Origin of the sequence: Hymenobacter arizonensis, from assembly GCF_900115775.1 — a bacterium.
In the GTDB taxonomy this organism is placed as follows: Bacteria; Bacteroidota; Bacteroidia; order Cytophagales; family Hymenobacteraceae; genus Hymenobacter; species Hymenobacter arizonensis.
Genome location: NZ_FOXS01000004.1, coordinates 143,100 through 159,449, shown reverse-complemented (window position 1 = coordinate 159,449; position 16,350 = coordinate 143,100). Strand labels below are relative to the sequence as shown.

Here is a 16,350-nt window from a genome sequence, read left to right as displayed (position 1 = left end):
CCGCTAGGTTGTGAAGCGGCCCGTGCTAAGACTGCTCCCGCGGCAGGATTGTTTCGCCCGCGCACCTTACACGCAGCAAGTGAGCGGCATACAGAATAGCTACTCAAGGGCTAATGCGCGGACGCGGGCGTCGTGGTAGTCGTTGAGGGCGGCCGTCGGGGTTTGCAGGTTCTGGATGCCGGGGTTGCTACGGGGCGCAACTCTACAGCGAGGTTGCCAGGGCTTGCTTTTCCAGAAACGGCGCCAGCTCGTCGATGCGGTCTACCACCTTCACAATCTTCCCGGCCCTGTCCAGCAGAATATGCGTTGGGTAGGAAGAGATGCCCAGCTTGAATTGCAGAAAGTCCTGCATGTTGGGCACCGTGGCGTATTTGAGCTCATGGCCCTGGAGGAAATTGACCAAGGCTTCTTTGTCATCAAATGCTAAACTGACGAATAGAATATCCTCCCGGCCTTTGTAACGGTCGACCACCCTATTCACCTCGGGGAATTCCTGGACGCAGGCCACACAGCCGATGTACCAGAATTTCAGCACCACCACTTTCCCTTTGGTGCTGGCCGGGCTGTATGTTTTGCCCGTGATGTCCGTGAACTGGTAGGCCGGCAGCAACTGGCCTTCCTTCTCGTAATGCTCGATTTCGCTGGCCGCCTTCTGCTTGATTGTCTCCCTTATACTTGGCTGAGATTCATTGATGGGGTACAGGCGGTAGTACGTCACATCGTCCCGCACCATGATTTTGAAAGGCACCACCCGGCCCGAGGTCAGGCGAGATAAGAAGTCGGCCTTTCTGATGACCATAGAATCCGTATCCAGTCCCATAAAATCCTGCGACAGCTTGACGTTGTAATAGGTGTAATTCCACCAAGTGGTGAAATCCTTTTGCAGCGCTGCGCTATTGACAGTGAATTGCCGGTTCGATTCGGTACCTGGTGCCGTAGCGTTAGGGCTTTCCTGCTGCGTGGTCGCGGCATTGTCGCCACTGCAGAAAGACAAACCCAAGGCACCTCCGAGAAGGAAAAGGAAGTAGAAATTTTTCATTCGCAACGTGGCACAAGTTGACTGCCTGTTGCGAACGAACTACGTGAATAAGTATTGCTCTACCAGACAGATGCAAGCTTGTAGCTACTGCCGCTGGCCTCAGCCGTGGAGGTGGTTGCGTTCTACCAGAAGTGGCGCAATGCCCTACAGAATGATGCCGCAGCTGCGTAGGCTTAGTTTATTTTTCGGGGCTGGGGCGTCGAGGGCACCTTGTCGGCGGCCGGGCTGGCGGAACGGCGGAACCTGCGGTTGAACGCCGCAGTATCCTTTATGACGGCCCGGGGAGGCACGTAACTTGGGCGGGGGCGGGTAGTGCCACTGGCCGGGCGGGCAGGGGCCGTGGGCGTGGTTTTCGGTTTGGGCGCCGGCGTGGCTTGCGCCTGAGCAGCTTGTACTGACACCAGTAGCGCTAGGGGAAGCAGGTAAGCGAGAGCATTTCTCATCGGGAGAGGAAAGGTGGTTGCTTACTTACACCGCCCACAAGCAGAAGTTGCACGAACATGGGGCCAGGGCTCAAATCAGCCCTTTGCTACTGGCTCACAGGGATTGAAGGCACAGCTTTCCTCCTATCGTGTTGTTGGCAAAAGCAATTAGGCCAGCCGAGGGCCTGCTTTTGAGCCGCTGGTGCTGGCGCGGCGAAACAGCAACCCCGCAAAGGCCCATACCGCGGCGAAAAGCCCATTCGCTGCCAGCACTGTTACCAGGCCCACATTGGGTTCGGCAGCCGCACCCGTGGGCTTCCAGATATACAACGCGATGGCAGTAACCAACACGTAGGTCAGCGACGCCGCAAACATGGCGTTGGACATCCCGTGCGGATGGAAACGCGCCACAAAGGCCCCAATAAGGGCAACCGCAAGCACCACGACATACAGCAGATTGGCGGGGTTGTGTTCGCTCCCCACAAGCCCCACTGCCAGGTTCGCCCATACGAGCATCAGCCCCGCTCCCACCCCCACGGCGGTGCCCAGCCGGTACCAGGTGTTGTCGCTCATCCGCGCAATGAGGACAAACATGAGGCCCGAGCCGAATAACATAATCCCTGCGGCCACGAAGTCGCCCACGCTCCAGGCCATTTCAGCGAGGAACAGCTTTGCTGTGAGCGGGATGAGCAATAGAAGCGCCGTACCCAGCGCAACGAAAGAAATGCTTCTAGTGAGTGTCATGACAGCAGGGCTTTGAGGTGAAACGTGAGATGAGGACTTCTTGATAAGGCGGTACCGGAGTGGCGCACCGGCGTTTGGGCACGCGCATAGCCACATGGCTCATGGCAGGGTGATTGTGACCAATACAAATCAAGTGAAAGAACTTTGCATTACAAAGTATGTGTACGGAAAATCTATAGCTTAGGGTTGTTACGCCGAAGCTAAAGCAGCTTTTTAGCGAGATGGTGGCCGTTTTCTGCCAGAAATAATAAGCCCCATTCCGTTGCCTGGGCAACAGAATGGGGCGAAGTTGAGGCGAGCACTAAGCTAACCTTGGCGGCTAGCAGCGTTGGTCAGCTTAATCAACCTTCTTCTCCAGGTTGTCGGCCATAGTGTGGTGAGAGCGCAGCATGGGCAGGGTTTTGGTGGCAAACGCCTGCACCGAGGGCTGCTCGGCAGCTTTGCTCTTCACCTCGAACATGGCAATGTCCATCTTGTGAGCGGCCTCCATCATGTCCATGTAAGCTTCGTCGAAGCCCTTACCGGACTTGTTCATCAGGCGGTCGGCCATGGCTTGGTGCACGGGCATCATGGTTTGGGGCAGCGTCACGCCCAGCGGCATGGCAATGGCCTTGAGCTCTTGCGTGGCCGTGTTGTGGTGGCTCACCATCATCTGCGCGTATTTGCGCACTTCGGGGTTGGTGGCTTTTTGGGAAGCCATTTGGCCGGCCTTAATCTCCAGCAGGTTGCTGCTGGCGGCATTCATCAGAAACACGGGGTCCTGCATGGTGGCGAAGGTGGCCATAAAGGCCGTGGGGTCGGCCGCGGCCTCAATGCCCGAGGTAGCAGTGCCGCTGGTTGCGCCCGACGCCCCCATGCTACCAGAGCCGCTGGTGCTGCCCCCTGCACTGCCGCTGGTGCTGCCCGCAGCGGAGCCTGCCGTGCTCGTACCGGCGTCGGCCCCACCGGTATTGGTGCCGGCAGCTGTGCTGCCCGCCGAAGAATACAAGCCTGCATCGGTGCTGCCGCTCGTGGTGCCAGCTGTGCCGCTGCCAGTGTTAGTGCTGCTGCAGGCCGTGCCCAATGCCATGGCTCCGGCCATCAGAAGATAAGGAAATACTTTCATAGCTTTTATAACATTAGAGGGTAAAACCAAGTGGGTTTTATACGGCAAGCCCACGGCTGGGTAGACGTTTTTGAGCTTTTTTCGGGCCATAAGTTTTATCCAACCCCTGATATATTAGCCAGTTAAGCAACTTTTCTCGCTAGTTATCAGGTCTGTTCCGACAGTAGGCGCACCACCTGCAAAAGCTATTCGAAACAAGAGCAAAACCTATCGGCGAAGTTTAGGCTCCTGGCTGCACTCGGCCAGATTCCGGCCAGTTGGGCAATGCCTGCGGTGGAACAAGAATTCTATTCTGCACCCAGACGCCCACCGGAGCTACCGGAGCAGTTTCAGGCTCAGTATAAGGCGCAGGCATAAGTCCCGCCCCGCCCCTACTGGCCACGCACCCCGGCCCACCTCGCTTGAGGCGCAACATCTTCAGGGAAAAAGGTGTGTTTTGACAGCGCTACCAGCAATCAGCCAATAGCTTTTTTTACCCCACGGCTCTAGGGCTTGGGAGGCAACAGCCCAATGCCCCGGCCCAGCAGCCAATCGAGGAGGCGGGCCGGGATGAGCCGGGGCACTATCCAGCTGCGAACCATATCGGGCGCAATGGAATAGCGCAGGCGCGGGCGTGGCGTTTCCATAATCTTAACCAGGCGCCCGGCCACGTATTCGGGCGTGAGGCCTTTATTGCGGGTCTGGTTCACGAAGCCAACAAAGCGCTGGGCAGGCCCGTGGTAGGGCGTGTCGCGGTAGGGCTCCAGGTCGATGCCCTTGTCCCAGATGGGTGTTTTGGTTACACCCAACCCAATGAGCACCACCTTCACGCCAAAGAGCTGCAGCTCGCGCCGCCAGGTGGCCGAAAGGCCTTCCAGCGCAAACTTGCTGCCCACGTAAGCTCCCATAAACGGCGAGGCTACCTGCCCACTCACCGAGCCAATGTTGATGACGCGGCCAGGCGTGCCCCGAAAACCAGGCCGCGCCCCCAGCAGCGGCAAAAAAGCCTGCGTGACTTGCACCAGGCCCAACACGTTTACTTCGAAGTGCTGCCGCACTACCTCAATGGGCTGGTACAGCAGCGGGCCGCCCAGGGCAATACCGGCGTTGTTGATGAGGCCGGCCAAGGGCTGGCCGCCCAGCGCGCGCTCGACCACGGAGGCGGCCTGGGCGATGGCCGCAGCGTCGGTCACATCGAACACCAGGGGCACGAAGTTTGGGCCCAGCTCGGCTTGCAGGCGCGTGGCATCGGTGGGGGTGCGCACGCTGCCGAACACCCGGTAGCCGCGGCCGAGAAAAGCCTGGGCCGTGGCCAGGCCCAGGCCCGTTGATACACCCGTGACGACCAGGCTGGGCAAAGAAGTTTCCATGGTGCGGAAGGTAGCAATTTTAAACGCGGTTCGGGTGGACTGGCGCGGCATAGGCCCGGGGTGGCAGGGAGCGCCGGGCGGGGCTACGCCTCGCCCATCATCAGGCCCTCAATGGTGTGGCCCTGCACTATGGGCTCCAGCTCATCGACCAGCCGGCAGGTGAGGTGCTGCTGCAGGCTCTCGGGCAGGGTGGCGTAGTAGGCCCGGGTGATTTGCAGGTCGTGGCGCTCGGCGTTGTTGGCGGTGGGGGCATCGACGCCCAGCACCAGGGCGGGGCGCGATTTATCGGATTGATTGGCCGTGCCGCGGTGGATGGTGAGGGCCGAGCGGGCCGAGATGTCGCCCATCTGGGGCAGCTTGCGCTGGGCGCGCTGCTCGTAGCGGGGGCTGTTGCTTTTGGGCGGAAACATGCCGTGCTCGAAGTTGGTGGGCAAGTCCCACTGCGTGCCGGGCGCAATCTCGAAAGGGCCCATGTCCTCGGTCACGTCCACGGTGGTGAGGTTGAAGGCCAGCGAGTTGAGGCGCCGGCCTACGAGGGTATCGTCGGGAGCGGGGAAGTCGCGGTGCCAGGGCTGGTTCATGGCCCCGGGGTTGGGCACGTCGAAGCCGATTTCCACGATTTTGTAGTCGGGGCCGAGCACGGCTTCGCACACGGCCACAACCCAGGGATGGGTGGCCAGGTCGACGAAACCCCGGATGCTTTCGGGGTGAATTTCGACGTAGTGGCGCTTGGGGCCGCGGCCCAGGGCGCCGCCGGGGCGCTGCAAGGCATCGGCATAGAGCCTGGCAATGTCTTCGCCCAGCTGCTGCACCCATTCGCGGCCAAAGGCGCCCTTCAGGCCAATAATACCGTCGCCATAGAGGCCGCCCATGATGGGAGCCGTTTCGTAGGCGGGTTGGGTGAGCGGATTTGCTGCTGCTTTTTCCATAAGATGCGTTGGTTGACCGGGTTGCAAATACCTATAAGTGGTGGCAGTGGGCCAGCTGCTGCAATCGAAACGCGGGGCCTGCCCATTGGCTAACGCACTTCTTACGGTTTTGGTGGCAGCTAAGCTTCCTCGTCGGGTTGCCGGGCTCTCTTTTTGAGGACCTTGTATGCTGCTCAGGCGTTGCTGGTGCAGCTTATGGCCTGCAGGCTTATAGGCAGCAGCTGGGCAGGGCAGTCATTGCCTCGCTTTTGCCGTTATATGCCCCAGATGAGAAAAACCAGACGGTAGCATTGCTACAATGCGCCTTCTTGTTCGCATATTTGTCCTTGTTTTTTTAATATAAATCCAATTTTGGAACCGCCAGGGTTCTGATTCGGCCGTCAATTTTTGTAGGTATGAGTGATATGATTGATGGGCGCAACGACTCGCCTTTGCAGCACGAAATCGAGGAATTTACCGGCCTCCTCCAAAAAGAGGGGGTGCACGCAGCGTTGCAATACCTGAACAGCCGCACTCCCCACCGCTACACCGGCATTTTTCGGTTCGACCACGACAAGCTGCGCAGCGAAGTTCTATTCGACCGCTACGAGCTGAGCTTGAAGAAGGGCGAAGATGCCCCCATTGAGGCCACGTATTGCTCGTTGGTAGGCCGGGACCAGGCGCCTTGGGAAATCACCGATGCCGCAACCGACCTGCGGGTGCAAGGCATCATCGATACACCCGTGGTGTCCTACTGCGGTGTGCTCATTCGCGACAGCGAAGGCCAGCCCTTTGGCTCGCTGTGCCACTACGACATGCAGCGCTGCCAGGAACGCACCACCGACCAGCCACTGATGCAAGCCGCCGCTTCGCTGCTGTACTCACACGTAGGCAAGAGCAGCTAACAACCAGCCCGTTACAGCTCAACCGCGAGCGAACGATTAAAGCTCAACCATAACTCCCTCGGGTGGGTGGCGTACGTCATCGGACACATTTTGCTGTCCTTGCCATGCGCCTCCCGCCCTTGTCTGCTGGCCAAACCACCGACCTCGCCTTGCTCCGGGCCCAGGCTTTCATTGCCCGGGGTGCGTGGCCCGCGTTGCTGGCGCTGGCCGCCTGGGCGCGGCAGCGCTCTCCACAGGGCCGATGCCGTAGCACAACATTCGCAGTCCTGCTGCTGGCCTCGCAATTCTTTGCCACGGCGGCCCAGGCCTGCCCCGTGTGCCGCCCCAAAGTAGAAGCCGGCATATACGGGGCCGACTACGCGCCTCACCTGCTGCTGGTGCTGCTGCCCGTGGCTGTGCTGCTGGGCCTGGGACTGGGCCTATTTTATTGGGATAAACTCACCACTCGCTCTGCCCGCCCCTATGCAACACCCCTCCCCTAGCGCACCACTGCGCCGCAGCCCACTCATTGCCGCCGGCATCCTGCTCGGGGCCGGCCTTGGCGGCTTTGTCGATGGCATTGTGCTGCACCAGATTTTGCAGTGGCACAACATGCTCTCGGCCCAGCTCCCGCCCGATACGCTGGTGCGGGCCAAGGTGAATATGTACTGGGACGGCATGTTTCACGCAGCTGTTTGGATAATGACGGCCGTGGGCCTGCGCCTGCTGTGGTCTGCCACCGGCCGGCCCGACGTGCCGCGCTCGGGGCGCACGCTGTGGGGCGGGCTGCTGCTGGGCTGGGGCTTGTTTAATGTGATAGAGGGCATCATCGACCACCAAATTCTGGGGCTGCACCACGTGCGGGAGTACTCGCCCAACCAGCTGGCTTGGGACCTGAGCTTTTTGGGGTTTGGGGTGCTGCTGCTGCTCAGCGGCTGGGCGCTGGTGCGGGCCGGCCGCGCCGATGCGCATCGCACAGGGGCCGCTGGCGCATAGCGCGGCAACGCCTTATTTTTAGGGCGAAACTGCTGCTCCGGCGCGGTCCCATCACCCTTCTCACTCCTTGCCATGCTCGACCTTGTCATTGAAGCCCGCCAGGCCGCCCTGAGCCCTGGGTTCGACGTTCGCCGGATTCTGCCCTACCGCCTGCGGCGCATGCTGGGGCCGTTCATTTTCATGGACCATGCCGGGCCCGTGACCGTGGCGCCCGCGCAGCTGCAAAGCCTCGACGTGCTGCCCCACCCGCACATCGGCCTCAGCACCGTGAGCTACCTGTTTGGCGGGCAGGTGACGCACCGCGACAGCCTCGGCGTGGAGCAAATCATCCGGCCGGGCGAGGTAAACTGGATGACGGCTGGCTCCGGCATTGCCCATTCCGAGCGTTTCGAGGACCCGGCCACGCTCAGCGGCGGCGCCCTGGAGATGATTCAGACCTGGGTGGCTCTGCCCGAAAAAGACGAGGAAGCCGCGCCCGCCTTCGCCAACTACCAGCCCGAGGAGCTGCCCATTTTCACCGACACCGGCGTGTGGATGCGCCTGATTGCCGGCGATGCCTTTGGCCTGCGCAACAACGTGAAAACACATTCGCCGCTGTTCTACCTGCACGTGGTGCTGCAAGCCGGCGCCCGCTTCGGCCTGCCCCGCGGCTACCCCGAGCGCGGCGCCTACGTGGCCAAAGGCAGCGTGGAAGTGAACGGCCACGCGTACTCGGCGGGCCAGCTGCTCGTGTTCACGCCCGGCCTCGACCCCGTGCTGGTGGCCCGCGAGGCCAGTACGCTCATGCTGCTGGGCGGCGAGCCGCTGGGCGAACGGTTTATCTGGTGGAATTTCGTGTCGTCGCGCCGCGACCGCATCGACCAGGCCAAGGCCGACTGGCAGGCGGGCCGCATTGCCCTGCCGCCGAACGACAACGCCGAGTTTGTGCCCCTACCACAGGACAAGTCGCGGCCGGCGGGGTCGTCGCCCGCGCCGCAAGCGCTTTCCTAAGCGGCCGACGACTGGGCAGCTGAGACACAGTCACGCCGAGCAGCCAGGGCAGCTTCCGCAGCTGGAGCTTAGCCCTGCTGCCGACGCTAACGGACCGCGCAACCTGCTTGACTGCTGCGCCTCATGCTTGCGCAGCGCGCTTATTCGTGCGGGTGGTCAGCGTGGTCCTCGGGGGCATCGTCGGCCGATGAGGTCGTGCAGTTTTCCTGGGGAGTGTACACCAGCACGTGGGCCGGAGGCAGGTTGCGCAGCACGTGCTCCTGGCGCACCAGGCAGAAGAACCGCTCAAAAAGCTTGGTGTTCTGCAGCGAATATTGGAACAGAATGAGCTTGCCATGCGGCAGCAACACATCGCGCGTATGCTCCAGAATGCGCCAATCCAGGCGCAGGGGCATGGACGTGAAAGGGAGGCCGCACACCACGTAGTCGACGGGCGGCGCATCCAGCGCTTTGAGGTATTTGCCAGTGTTATCGGCCGAGCCCAGCACCACGTGCACGTTGGGCTGGCCGGCGTAGCGCTCGCGCAGGAGCTTGCAAAACTGCTCGTTCACCTCCACCAGCAGCACCACGGTTTCGACCCGCCGCCGCTGAATAATGGCATCGGTGAATACGCCCGTGCCCGGCCCATACTCCACGATGCAGTTGGCCCGGGAAAAATCGATGGGTGCCATCACTTGGTCGGTTAGCTCCTGCGAGCTCGGCACCAACGACCCCACAGTGGAAGGGTCGCGAAAAAATTCTTTTACGAAGGAAGGAAGCATAGACCAGGGAAGCAGGGCAGAATGTGGCGTGCCACAGCACAGGTGCTTGTACGGCGGGCTCCGCCGCAAGTAAACACAGACGGCGGGGCTTACCCGGTTTTTCTTCATCAAGCCCAACCGTGCCCACACCCCGCGAGCGCAGCCTACGCCGGCTGCCACAAGGTTTAATAACTCGGCTGTATCCGACAGTTTTCACTGCTGATTTATAGGCAAATACACCTTCTAAAATACCAATTTGTTTAACTTTTATTGCATTATTCCTTAACAAAAGGTTATTCTCAACCGTAAGCTAGCTCACTTATTTACAATTATCCGACAGCAGCGGGCGGCTGAGAAACTACCTATATGATTGATTTGAAAGAACATGTCGAAGTGCAGGAGTACTTCGACTTCATCAGCAATAAAGACTTTCCCTGTGTGGCCGCTAAAACGGCCCTTACCTGGCAGCAGCTTGATTGCCTGGTGGTTGACCACCTGGCCTGCCCCAAAGACGACGCAGCCATCCTGGACTTCATCTATGGCTTTGTCGACAAGTACCGGCAGGCCGAAAAACTTTACCACAGCGCGGCCATTATTTTTCGGGGCCCCACCGTGCCCAACGAGGCGCTGTTTGAGGAGCTGTTCTGGCAACGGATGCAGTCGCTGGCCAACCTCGACGCCCGCAAGTTTGGCTACGACCCACGTGTGGTGGCCGACCCCAGCTCGCCGGAGTTCAGCTTCAGCCTGAAAGAGGAAGCCTTTTTTGTGGTAGGCCTGCACCCCGGCAGCGGGCGGGCGGCGCGGCAGTTCAAGTACCCCACGCTGGTGTTTAACCCGCACGACCAGTTCGAGAAGATTCGGAACAACGGCCGCTACAACAACCTGCGCGACACCATTCGCACCCGCGACATGGCCTACTCGGGCTCGGTGAACCCCATGCTGCAGAACTTTGGCGAATCGTCCGAAGTGTACCAATACACCGGCAAAGCCTACGACAACGCCTGGCAATGCCCCTTCCTCAGCCCACATGCCCAACCACGTAATACCGCCGCGTAGCGGCACCGCCTTTATTCTGCGCCAGGGCCAGCGCTTGAAAGTGACTGACCCACAGGGCGAACAGGTGTCGGACTTTGTGTGCTTCAACCTGAATGACACGGCCGAGTACCTGTCGTCGGGCCGCACCATTGACTACGCCGAAACCATCTTTCTGACCACCGGCCACCCGTTCTACTCCAACCGCAGCAACGTAATGTTTGAGATGGTGGAAGACACCGTGGGCCGGCACGACTTCCTGCTCACGCCCTGCTCGGCCGACACGTTTCGCATCATTTACGGGCACGAGCAGCCCCACCGCGGCTGCTTCGGCAACCTTAGCGAGGCCCTGGCCCCGCACGGCATCACGCCCGACCGAATTCCGATTTGCTTCAACATCTTCATGCACGTAACCGTGGACGGCGACACCGGCAAAGTAGGCGTGCTGCCCCCCAAGAGCCGCGCCGGCGACTACGTGATAATTGAGGCTAAAATGGACCTGATAGTGGGCATGACGGCCTGCTCGGCCGAGATGTCGAACAACTATTCGTTCAAGCCCATTGCCTACGAAGTGCTGGCGTAAGAGGGCGCGGCTCGTGCTGGGGGCACCTCACCCCCCGGCCCCCTCTCCAAAAAAGAGGGGGAGCTAATCATGCGCACCTAAGAATTGTCAGGCTCCCCCTCTCCACCGGAGCGGGGGCCGGGGGGTGAGGCGTCCGCTAGAACAAGTTAGGATTACTCCTGGACCCGCAATAACTCCGGAGCTTTTCGCCGGTCCTTTCAGTTCTTGCAGCATGGAATATTTTGTGAAGCCGGGGTCCGTCGTGCGCGCCATCTGGGGCAAGGCCGATACTGTGCTATTCATCTTTGCCGGCGCGGCGGCTGAGTTCGCCCTTAATAAAGCCGTGGACTGGCTATACTTTACCGGGCGCCTGCCCGCCGACCCGTTGGCCCGGCTTTTCTCCACGGTAGAGTACGCCCGCAAAATTGTGTACTCCAAGCAGGCCGATGCCGAAAAAGCCATCGACACCATTGCGGCCATTCACGGGGCGGTAGAGGCTAAGCGTGGCATGGCCATTCCGGATTGGGCTTACCGCGACGTTCTGTTTCTGCTCATCGACTACTCCATTCGCTCCTTCGAGGTGCTGGAACGGCCCCTGACGCTGGCTGAGAAACAGGAAATATTCGATGTGTTTGCCCGCGTGGGCCGGCGCATGGGCATGGTGAATTTGCCCCGTACCTACGCCGAGTGGCTGCCCATTCGCCAGCAGCACTTGGTGGCCGACCTGGAGCACAGCCGTTTCACCGCCGACCTGTACCAACAATACCGCAAGCACCTCGGCCCGTTACGCTACTGGCTGCTGCGCCACGCCCAGCGGCTGGTGGTGCCGGCGCACGTGCGTGCGCTGCTGCACTTGGGCTCGGGGTCCTGGGTGCGACCGGTGCTGCCGCTCTATCGCCTCACGCAGCAGATGGCCCCGGGCCGCTGGGCCAAAGCAGCCTTGCTGCCCCCTGACTACAAAGACCAGATTCTGGCCCTGGACCATGCGCCAGCCTTTCGGTAATGCTCGTTTCCGAGGGCTGCTAACGTAATGCTCTAATTGATGGAAGCAGTTGATTTGGCTGCGCCGTCTTCGTAGAAGTCTACCGCGCCGCTGCTGATATCATAGTAAGCACCAACCACAATGATTTTGCCGGTACGGATGGCCTCGGCTACCACAGGGTTCTTTTTAAGCTGCTCTTTTTGGTACAGCACATTGGCCACTACTGCTTCGCGCTTTTTTGCTTTGGGGTCGCGAATGTTAGGCATGTTGGTCAGTGATGGCGAGACCAAATTGAGCAGGTAGCGCACATTGGCGGGCTCCTGCTGCTTGTCGGCCGCGGGCAGCATGGCGGCTTTAACGGCGCCGCACCCCTCGTGGCCCATCACCACCACAATGTGAGATTTGAGGTGCTTCACCCCGTACTCGACGCTGCCTGCGGTGCCCAGGTCGACGGCGTTGCCAGCTATGCGAATCACAAACATGTCGCCCAGTCCTTGGTCGTACACCAGCTCGATGGGCACGCGGCTATCGGAACAGCCAAGCACCACGGCGAAAGGCGACTGAGCCAGAATCTGGGCCCGCCGCTCGTTGGCCGACAGGCCGGGCCGTTTGGCCTGCCCGCTGAAAAACCGAGCATTGCCGCTTTTTAAGGCTTCCAACGCCTGTTCTGGCGTGGTAGCCACGGGGTCTCTAAGCGCGGCAATTTCCTCCATGGTTGCCCCTTGGCGAATGGCCTGGGCCAGAGCGGGGTCCATTCGACTTAGCTCGGCTTCAAACTGGCTATCCGTTCCTTTTCCGGAACCAGCCGCTGCCCCGTTTTGGCCGGGCTGCGAGGCTTCGGTTGTGGACTGGTTTTGCGCAGCCTCGCCCGCCCGATTTTCCGACGATTGGCTGCATGAGGCCAACGCGAGCAGGCCGCCAAGGAGCAGGGTTCCGGAAGACGCTGTCAACCGGACAGGCGCATTTTTGGAGGATGTTATTATGCTCATAGCAGTCAGCATTAAGGGGTTAATCAGGAGGACTAACTTGGTGTACCCGCTTTCTAAATATTATGTTATCAATTAGTTTGCAAACCTACTGCTGCCCTGTTCGATTTGGCTAGCTTCATGAGCGACCCTTTGTCTATGAAGAGCACCAAGATGCTTTTACTTGCCGTCTATTGACTTATAGCCCGTAAACCAGCATCCAACACCTAAAAACAGGTTTGCGCCAGCACGACCATTCCTTTTCAATCTATGCCTATTCCCGACTCCGAAGAAGACGAACAATTGCAGCACGAGCGCTACGAGTTGCTGCACCAAATCACCGAGTGGGTAGAGACGCCCATGCTGGTGCTCGGCTTTGCGTGGCTGCTGCTCCTGGGCATAGAGCTTATCCGGGGGCTCACGCCAGCGCTGGAAATGCTGGGCACTGCCATCTGGATAATCTTTATTCTGGACTTTCTGCTCAAGTTCGTTCTGGCCCCGCAGAAGCTGCCGTTTCTCAAATCCAACGTCGTCACCCTGATCTCGCTGGTGGTGCCGGCGCTGCGGCTGTTTCGGCTGGCGCGGGTGTTTCGGGCGGCGCGTGCCGTGCGCGGGCTGCGCCTGGTGAAGGTGGTAGGCTCCCTAAACCGGGGCATGAAAGCCCTAGCCAACAGCTTTGGGCGGCGCGGAGTGGGCTATGTGCTGGCCCTGACGAGCGTGGTGCTGCTGCTGGGTGCCGCCGGCATGTTCGCCTTCGAAAAAGACACGCCCGACGGCCTTCACTCCTACCCCGAAGCCCTGTGGTGGACCGCCATGCTGCTCACCACCATGGGCAGCGGCTACTGGCCCCGCACCCCCGAAGGCCAGGCGCTGTGCTTCCTGCTGTCGTTGTATGGCTTTACGGTATTTGGCTACTTCACCGCCACGCTGGCCTCGTTCTTCATGGGCCGCGACGCCGACGACCCGGAGGCGGAAGTAGCCGGGGCGGCGGCAGTGGCCGCGCTGCACGAGGAAGTGCGGCAGCTGCGGGCCGATTTGCGGAAAGGGAGGGAGACGGGGAGTTTGTGATGTAAACGCGACTTGTACGCACTCGCTCCCTGGGGCACCTCACCCCTACCGGGCACGGCCCCGGCCCCTCTCCAAGAGGTGGAGCCACGGCGGCGCGTTGTCATTGCGAGCGCAGCGCGGCAATCCGTCCTGGTCTTAGCGACCGGCCTTCTAATGTGAAAAAGCCCCGGCTCTGTTCAGAACCGGGGCTTTTTACTGAAAAAAACAGCTTTGTCACATGTCAAGGGTAGTCTCAATTAGAGGACGGATTGCCGCGCTACGCTCGCAATGACAAACGCAACTCGCCAGCCTAGCGTCATACTATCCTCTCTGAGGGTGAGTTGCCCCAGAGTGCGAGCTACCGCTAGTTGTTCTGATAGGGCGTCACGCCCATGTTCTGGAACATGAACGACCATTTATCGGTCTGCTCGCTGATGACCTGGGCCGTGGAGCGGCCGGCGCCGTGGCCGGCTTTGGTTTCCACGCGGATGAGCACCGGGGCATCGCCCTTCTGGGTTTCCTGCAGCTTAGAGGCAAACTTGAAGGAGTGCGCGGGCACCACCCGGTCGTCGTGGTCGGCGGTGGTAACCATGGTGGCGGGGTAGCTGGCGGGCTTCAGGGCGTGGTAGGGCGAGTACTTGTAGAGGTACTCAAACATCTCCTTGCTGTCCTGGGCCGTGCCGTAGTCGTAGGCCCAGCCGGCACCGGCCGTGAACTGGTTGTAGCGCAGCATGTCCATCACGCCCACGGCGGGGAAGGCAACTTTGAACATGTCGGGGCGCTGCGCCATCACGGCACCTACGAGCAGGCCGCCGTTTGAGCCGCCCGCAATGGCCAGGTAGTCTTTCGAGGTGTAATTGTTCTTCACGAGGTACTCGCCGGCGGCGATGAAGTCGTCGAACACGTTCTGCTTCTGCAGCTTGGTGCCGGCGTTGTGCCACTTCTCGCCGTACTCGCCGCCGCCGCGCAGGTTGGCTACGGCGTAGATGCCGCCGTTTTCGAGCAGCACGATGTTGGAGGTGCTGAAGCTCGGCGTCACGCTGCTGTTGAAGCCGCCGTAGGCGTAGAGCAGCGTGGGGTTTTTGCCCGTAAGGGCCAGGCCCTTTTTGTGGGTGATAATCATGGGCACGCGGGTGCCGTCTTTGGAGGTGTAGAACACCTGCTTCGATTCAAACTTGGTGGGGTCGAACTGCACGCCAGCCTTCTTCCAAACGGTGGATTTGCCGGTGGCAATGTCGTACTTGAAGATGGTGGGCGGGTAGATGTAGGAGGTGAAGGTGTAGTAGGTTTCCTTCTCGTCTTTCTTGGTGCTGAAGCCGCCGGCTGTGCCCACCGAAGGCAGGGTAATGCTACGCTCCTTCTTGCCGTTCATGTCGTACTGCTCAATTAGCGAGGTGGCGTCCTTGAGGTAGTTGGCGAAGATTTTGCCGCCGCCGGTGCTGGCGTTGAGCACGTTTTTGCCTTCGGGAATGAGGTCTTTCCAGTTGGCGGGCTTGGGGTTGGCGGCGTCCACGGTTACCACGCGGTTGTTGGGCGCGTTCAAGTTGGTTTCGATGTAGAGCTTGCTGCCGACGTTGTCGAGCACGCCCACGTTACTTTTCTCATTGTCGACCACCTGCACGATGGCACTATTGGGCTTGCTCAAATCCTGAATGTAGAGCTCGTTGCCGGTGGTGGTGTTGCGAGCCGAGATAACCAGGAAACGCTCATCTTCGGTGAGGTAGGCGCCTACGTAGCGGCGGGGCGTTTTCTCGCCACCGAACACCAGTTGGTCGGCGCTTTGCGGGGTGCCCAGCTTGTGGTACATCAGCCGATGAATCTGGGTTTTGCCCGCCAGCTGACTGCCCGACGTGGGCTTGTCGTAGGAGCTGTAGTAGAAGCCGTCGTTGCCTTTCCAGGCCGTGCCCGAAAACTTCACGTCCTTCAGCGTGTCGCCCACGATGGACTTGTCCGACGCCTTCATCACTATCACCTTGCGCCAGTCGGAGCCGCCTTCCGAAATGGAGTAGGCGGCCAGGCTGCCGTCTTTGGTGAAGCTCAGGCCTGCCAGCGAGGTGGTGCCGTCTTTGGAAAACGCATTGGGGTCAAGAAACACCTCCGGGGCGCCGTTGCCCTGCTGGCGGTAGAGCACCGATTGGCTTTGCAGGCCAGTGTTTTTGGTGAAGTAGGTGTACTTGCCTTCTTTGTAAGGGGCGCCAAATTTCTCGTAGTTCCACAGCGTTTCGAGGCGCTTGCGAATGGCGTCGCGGTACGGAATCTGACCCAGGTAGTTCTGGGTCACCTTGTTTTGCTCTTGCACCCAGCCTTTGGTGTCGGCGGCCTGGTCGTTTTCGAGCCAGCGGTACGGGTCGGCCACTTTGGTGCCGAAGTAGGTGGTCACGGTGTCCACCTTTTTCGTTTGCGGGTACGGCAGCGTTTTGATAGGCGCCTGGGCATAGGCTTGCGAGGCCAGCAGCACGGCAGCCAGCGAGGCATAACGACTTTTCATAGGTTGGGAGTTGGAGAGAATGAAAATGAGTACAGGCAACTGGAAAGCGGCAACCCAGCTGTTGGCGTGGTGGTTCCGCTCCGTTTCAGAGCGGTAA

17 protein-coding genes are annotated in these 16,350 nt (G+C 60.2%); 8 read left to right on the top strand and 9 right to left on the bottom strand.

Translation table 11 applies throughout. The features are described from left to right. Positions 1 to 202: 202 nt before the first annotated feature. From BMZ66_RS15130 to BMZ66_RS15105, 6 genes are all read right to left on the bottom strand, one after another. Positions 203 to 1,039 carry a TlpA family protein disulfide reductase gene (locus BMZ66_RS15130; protein WP_092675302.1) on the bottom strand — a complete coding sequence of 279 codons (837 nt, stop codon included), beginning with the start codon at positions 1,037 to 1,039 and terminating at the stop codon, positions 203 to 205. Between the two features lie 173 nt (positions 1,040 to 1,212). After that, complete coding sequence (locus BMZ66_RS15125) at positions 1,213 to 1,482, bottom strand: hypothetical protein (RefSeq protein ID WP_092675291.1); 270 nt, start codon at positions 1,480 to 1,482, stop codon at positions 1,213 to 1,215. Between the two features lie 147 nt (positions 1,483 to 1,629). Beyond that, on the bottom strand, positions 1,630 to 2,205 hold the full coding sequence (locus BMZ66_RS15120) for a hypothetical protein (protein WP_092675288.1): 576 nt from the start codon (positions 2,203 to 2,205) through the stop codon (positions 1,630 to 1,632). Between the two features lie 337 nt (positions 2,206 to 2,542). Continuing rightward, positions 2,543 to 3,310 carry a DUF4142 domain-containing protein gene (locus BMZ66_RS15115; protein ID WP_177204749.1) on the bottom strand — a complete coding sequence of 256 codons (768 nt, stop codon included), beginning with the start codon at positions 3,308 to 3,310 and terminating at the stop codon, positions 2,543 to 2,545. A 485-nt stretch (positions 3,311 to 3,795) separates the two neighbouring features. Beyond that, on the bottom strand, positions 3,796 to 4,659 hold the full coding sequence (locus BMZ66_RS15110; RefSeq protein WP_092676129.1) for an SDR family NAD(P)-dependent oxidoreductase: 864 nt from the start codon (positions 4,657 to 4,659) through the stop codon (positions 3,796 to 3,798). 83 nt (positions 4,660 to 4,742) lie between these two features. Further along, positions 4,743 to 5,588, bottom strand: a complete 846-nt coding sequence (locus tag BMZ66_RS15105) for a phytanoyl-CoA dioxygenase family protein (protein WP_092675279.1) — start codon at positions 5,586 to 5,588, stop codon at positions 4,743 to 4,745. Positions 5,589 to 5,983: 395 nt separating this feature from the next. Between BMZ66_RS15105 and BMZ66_RS15095 the strand changes: the two genes are divergently transcribed. The 4 genes from BMZ66_RS15095 (at position 5,984) to BMZ66_RS15080 (ending at position 8,437) form a co-directional block, all read left to right on the top strand. Next, complete coding sequence (locus tag BMZ66_RS15095) at positions 5,984 to 6,472, top strand: GAF domain-containing protein (protein ID WP_143080230.1); 489 nt, start codon at positions 5,984 to 5,986, stop codon at positions 6,470 to 6,472. A gap of 104 nt (positions 6,473 to 6,576) precedes the next feature. Further along, a complete protein-coding gene (locus BMZ66_RS15090; RefSeq protein WP_092675267.1) occupies positions 6,577 to 6,954 on the top strand; it encodes a hypothetical protein in 378 nt (125 codons plus the stop codon). Next, positions 6,935 to 7,447, top strand: coding sequence for a DUF2243 domain-containing protein (locus tag BMZ66_RS15085; RefSeq protein ID WP_092675264.1), 513 nt, complete (start codon positions 6,935 to 6,937; stop codon positions 7,445 to 7,447). The genes BMZ66_RS15090 and BMZ66_RS15085 overlap by 20 nt, the downstream gene beginning before the upstream one ends. A gap of 72 nt (positions 7,448 to 7,519) precedes the next feature. Beyond that, positions 7,520 to 8,437 carry a pirin family protein gene (locus tag BMZ66_RS15080; protein WP_092675261.1) on the top strand — a complete coding sequence of 306 codons (918 nt, stop codon included), beginning with the start codon at positions 7,520 to 7,522 and terminating at the stop codon, positions 8,435 to 8,437. Positions 8,438 to 8,577: 140 nt separating this feature from the next. Here BMZ66_RS15080 and BMZ66_RS15075 read toward each other — a convergent pair whose 3' ends face one another. Continuing rightward, a complete protein-coding gene (locus tag BMZ66_RS15075; protein ID WP_092675257.1) occupies positions 8,578 to 9,198 on the bottom strand; it encodes a class I SAM-dependent methyltransferase in 621 nt (206 codons plus the stop codon). Positions 9,199 to 9,552: 354 nt separating this feature from the next. Here BMZ66_RS15075 and gntA point away from each other — a divergent pair, with 354 nt between their 5' ends. The 3 genes from gntA (at position 9,553) to BMZ66_RS15060 (ending at position 11,774) form a co-directional block, all read left to right on the top strand. Continuing rightward, positions 9,553 to 10,233 carry a guanitoxin biosynthesis heme-dependent pre-guanitoxin N-hydroxylase GntA gene (gene gntA / locus BMZ66_RS15070; protein ID WP_177204748.1) on the top strand — a complete coding sequence of 227 codons (681 nt, stop codon included), beginning with the start codon at positions 9,553 to 9,555 and terminating at the stop codon, positions 10,231 to 10,233. Further along, positions 10,205 to 10,792, top strand: coding sequence for a DUF1989 domain-containing protein (locus BMZ66_RS15065; RefSeq protein ID WP_092675250.1), 588 nt, complete (start codon positions 10,205 to 10,207; stop codon positions 10,790 to 10,792). Before gntA ends, BMZ66_RS15065 begins: the two co-directional genes overlap by 29 nt. Positions 10,793 to 11,003: 211 nt before the next feature. Beyond that, positions 11,004 to 11,774 carry an oxygenase MpaB family protein gene (locus tag BMZ66_RS15060; protein ID WP_092675246.1) on the top strand — a complete coding sequence of 257 codons (771 nt, stop codon included), beginning with the start codon at positions 11,004 to 11,006 and terminating at the stop codon, positions 11,772 to 11,774. 32 nt (positions 11,775 to 11,806) lie between these two features. On the opposite strand, the gene BMZ66_RS15055 is transcribed toward BMZ66_RS15060, so the two are convergent. Further along, complete coding sequence (locus BMZ66_RS15055) at positions 11,807 to 12,742, bottom strand: carbonic anhydrase (protein ID WP_214607008.1); 936 nt, start codon at positions 12,740 to 12,742, stop codon at positions 11,807 to 11,809. Positions 12,743 to 12,988: 246 nt separating this feature from the next. On the opposite strand from BMZ66_RS15055, the gene BMZ66_RS15050 reads away from it, so the two are divergent. Then, positions 12,989 to 13,786: an ion transporter gene (locus BMZ66_RS15050; protein ID WP_092675241.1), complete on the top strand. Its 798-nt coding sequence runs from the start codon at positions 12,989 to 12,991 to the stop codon at positions 13,784 to 13,786. Positions 13,787 to 14,129: 343 nt separating this feature from the next. On the opposite strand, the gene BMZ66_RS15045 is transcribed toward BMZ66_RS15050, so the two are convergent. Then, positions 14,130 to 16,253 carry a prolyl oligopeptidase family serine peptidase gene (locus BMZ66_RS15045; RefSeq protein WP_092675238.1) on the bottom strand — a complete coding sequence of 708 codons (2,124 nt, stop codon included), beginning with the start codon at positions 16,251 to 16,253 and terminating at the stop codon, positions 14,130 to 14,132. Positions 16,254 to 16,350 lie beyond the last annotated feature (97 nt).

Bases quoted from the DNA above. Each gene is read 5' to 3' on its own strand.
- BMZ66_RS15130 (WP_092675302.1), bottom strand. From the start codon at position 1,039: ATGAAAAATTTCTACTTCCTTTTCCTTCTCGGAGGTGCCTTGGGTTTG.
- BMZ66_RS15125 (WP_092675291.1), bottom strand. From the start codon at position 1,482: ATGAGAAATGCTCTCGCTTACCTGCTTCCCCTAGCGCTACTGGTGTCA.
- BMZ66_RS15120 (WP_092675288.1), bottom strand. From the start codon at position 2,205: ATGACACTCACTAGAAGCATTTCTTTCGTTGCGCTGGGTACGGCGCTT.
- BMZ66_RS15115 (WP_177204749.1), bottom strand. From the start codon at position 3,310: ATGAAAGTATTTCCTTATCTTCTGATGGCCGGAGCCATGGCATTGGGC.
- BMZ66_RS15110 (WP_092676129.1), bottom strand. From the start codon at position 4,659: ATGGAAACTTCTTTGCCCAGCCTGGTCGTCACGGGTGTATCAACGGGC.
- BMZ66_RS15105 (WP_092675279.1), bottom strand. From the start codon at position 5,588: ATGGAAAAAGCAGCAGCAAATCCGCTCACCCAACCCGCCTACGAAACG.
- BMZ66_RS15095 (WP_143080230.1), top strand. From the start codon at position 5,984: ATGAGTGATATGATTGATGGGCGCAACGACTCGCCTTTGCAGCACGAA.
- BMZ66_RS15090 (WP_092675267.1), top strand. From the start codon at position 6,577: ATGCGCCTCCCGCCCTTGTCTGCTGGCCAAACCACCGACCTCGCCTTG.
- BMZ66_RS15085 (WP_092675264.1), top strand. From the start codon at position 6,935: ATGCAACACCCCTCCCCTAGCGCACCACTGCGCCGCAGCCCACTCATT.
- BMZ66_RS15080 (WP_092675261.1), top strand. From the start codon at position 7,520: ATGCTCGACCTTGTCATTGAAGCCCGCCAGGCCGCCCTGAGCCCTGGG.
- BMZ66_RS15075 (WP_092675257.1), bottom strand. From the start codon at position 9,198: ATGCTTCCTTCCTTCGTAAAAGAATTTTTTCGCGACCCTTCCACTGTG.
- BMZ66_RS15065 (WP_092675250.1), top strand. From the start codon at position 10,205: ATGCCCAACCACGTAATACCGCCGCGTAGCGGCACCGCCTTTATTCTG.
- BMZ66_RS15060 (WP_092675246.1), top strand. From the start codon at position 11,004: ATGGAATATTTTGTGAAGCCGGGGTCCGTCGTGCGCGCCATCTGGGGC.
- BMZ66_RS15055 (WP_214607008.1), bottom strand. From the start codon at position 12,742: ATGAGCATAATAACATCCTCCAAAAATGCGCCTGTCCGGTTGACAGCG.
- BMZ66_RS15050 (WP_092675241.1), top strand. From the start codon at position 12,989: ATGCCTATTCCCGACTCCGAAGAAGACGAACAATTGCAGCACGAGCGC.
- BMZ66_RS15045 (WP_092675238.1), bottom strand. From the start codon at position 16,253: ATGAAAAGTCGTTATGCCTCGCTGGCTGCCGTGCTGCTGGCCTCGCAA.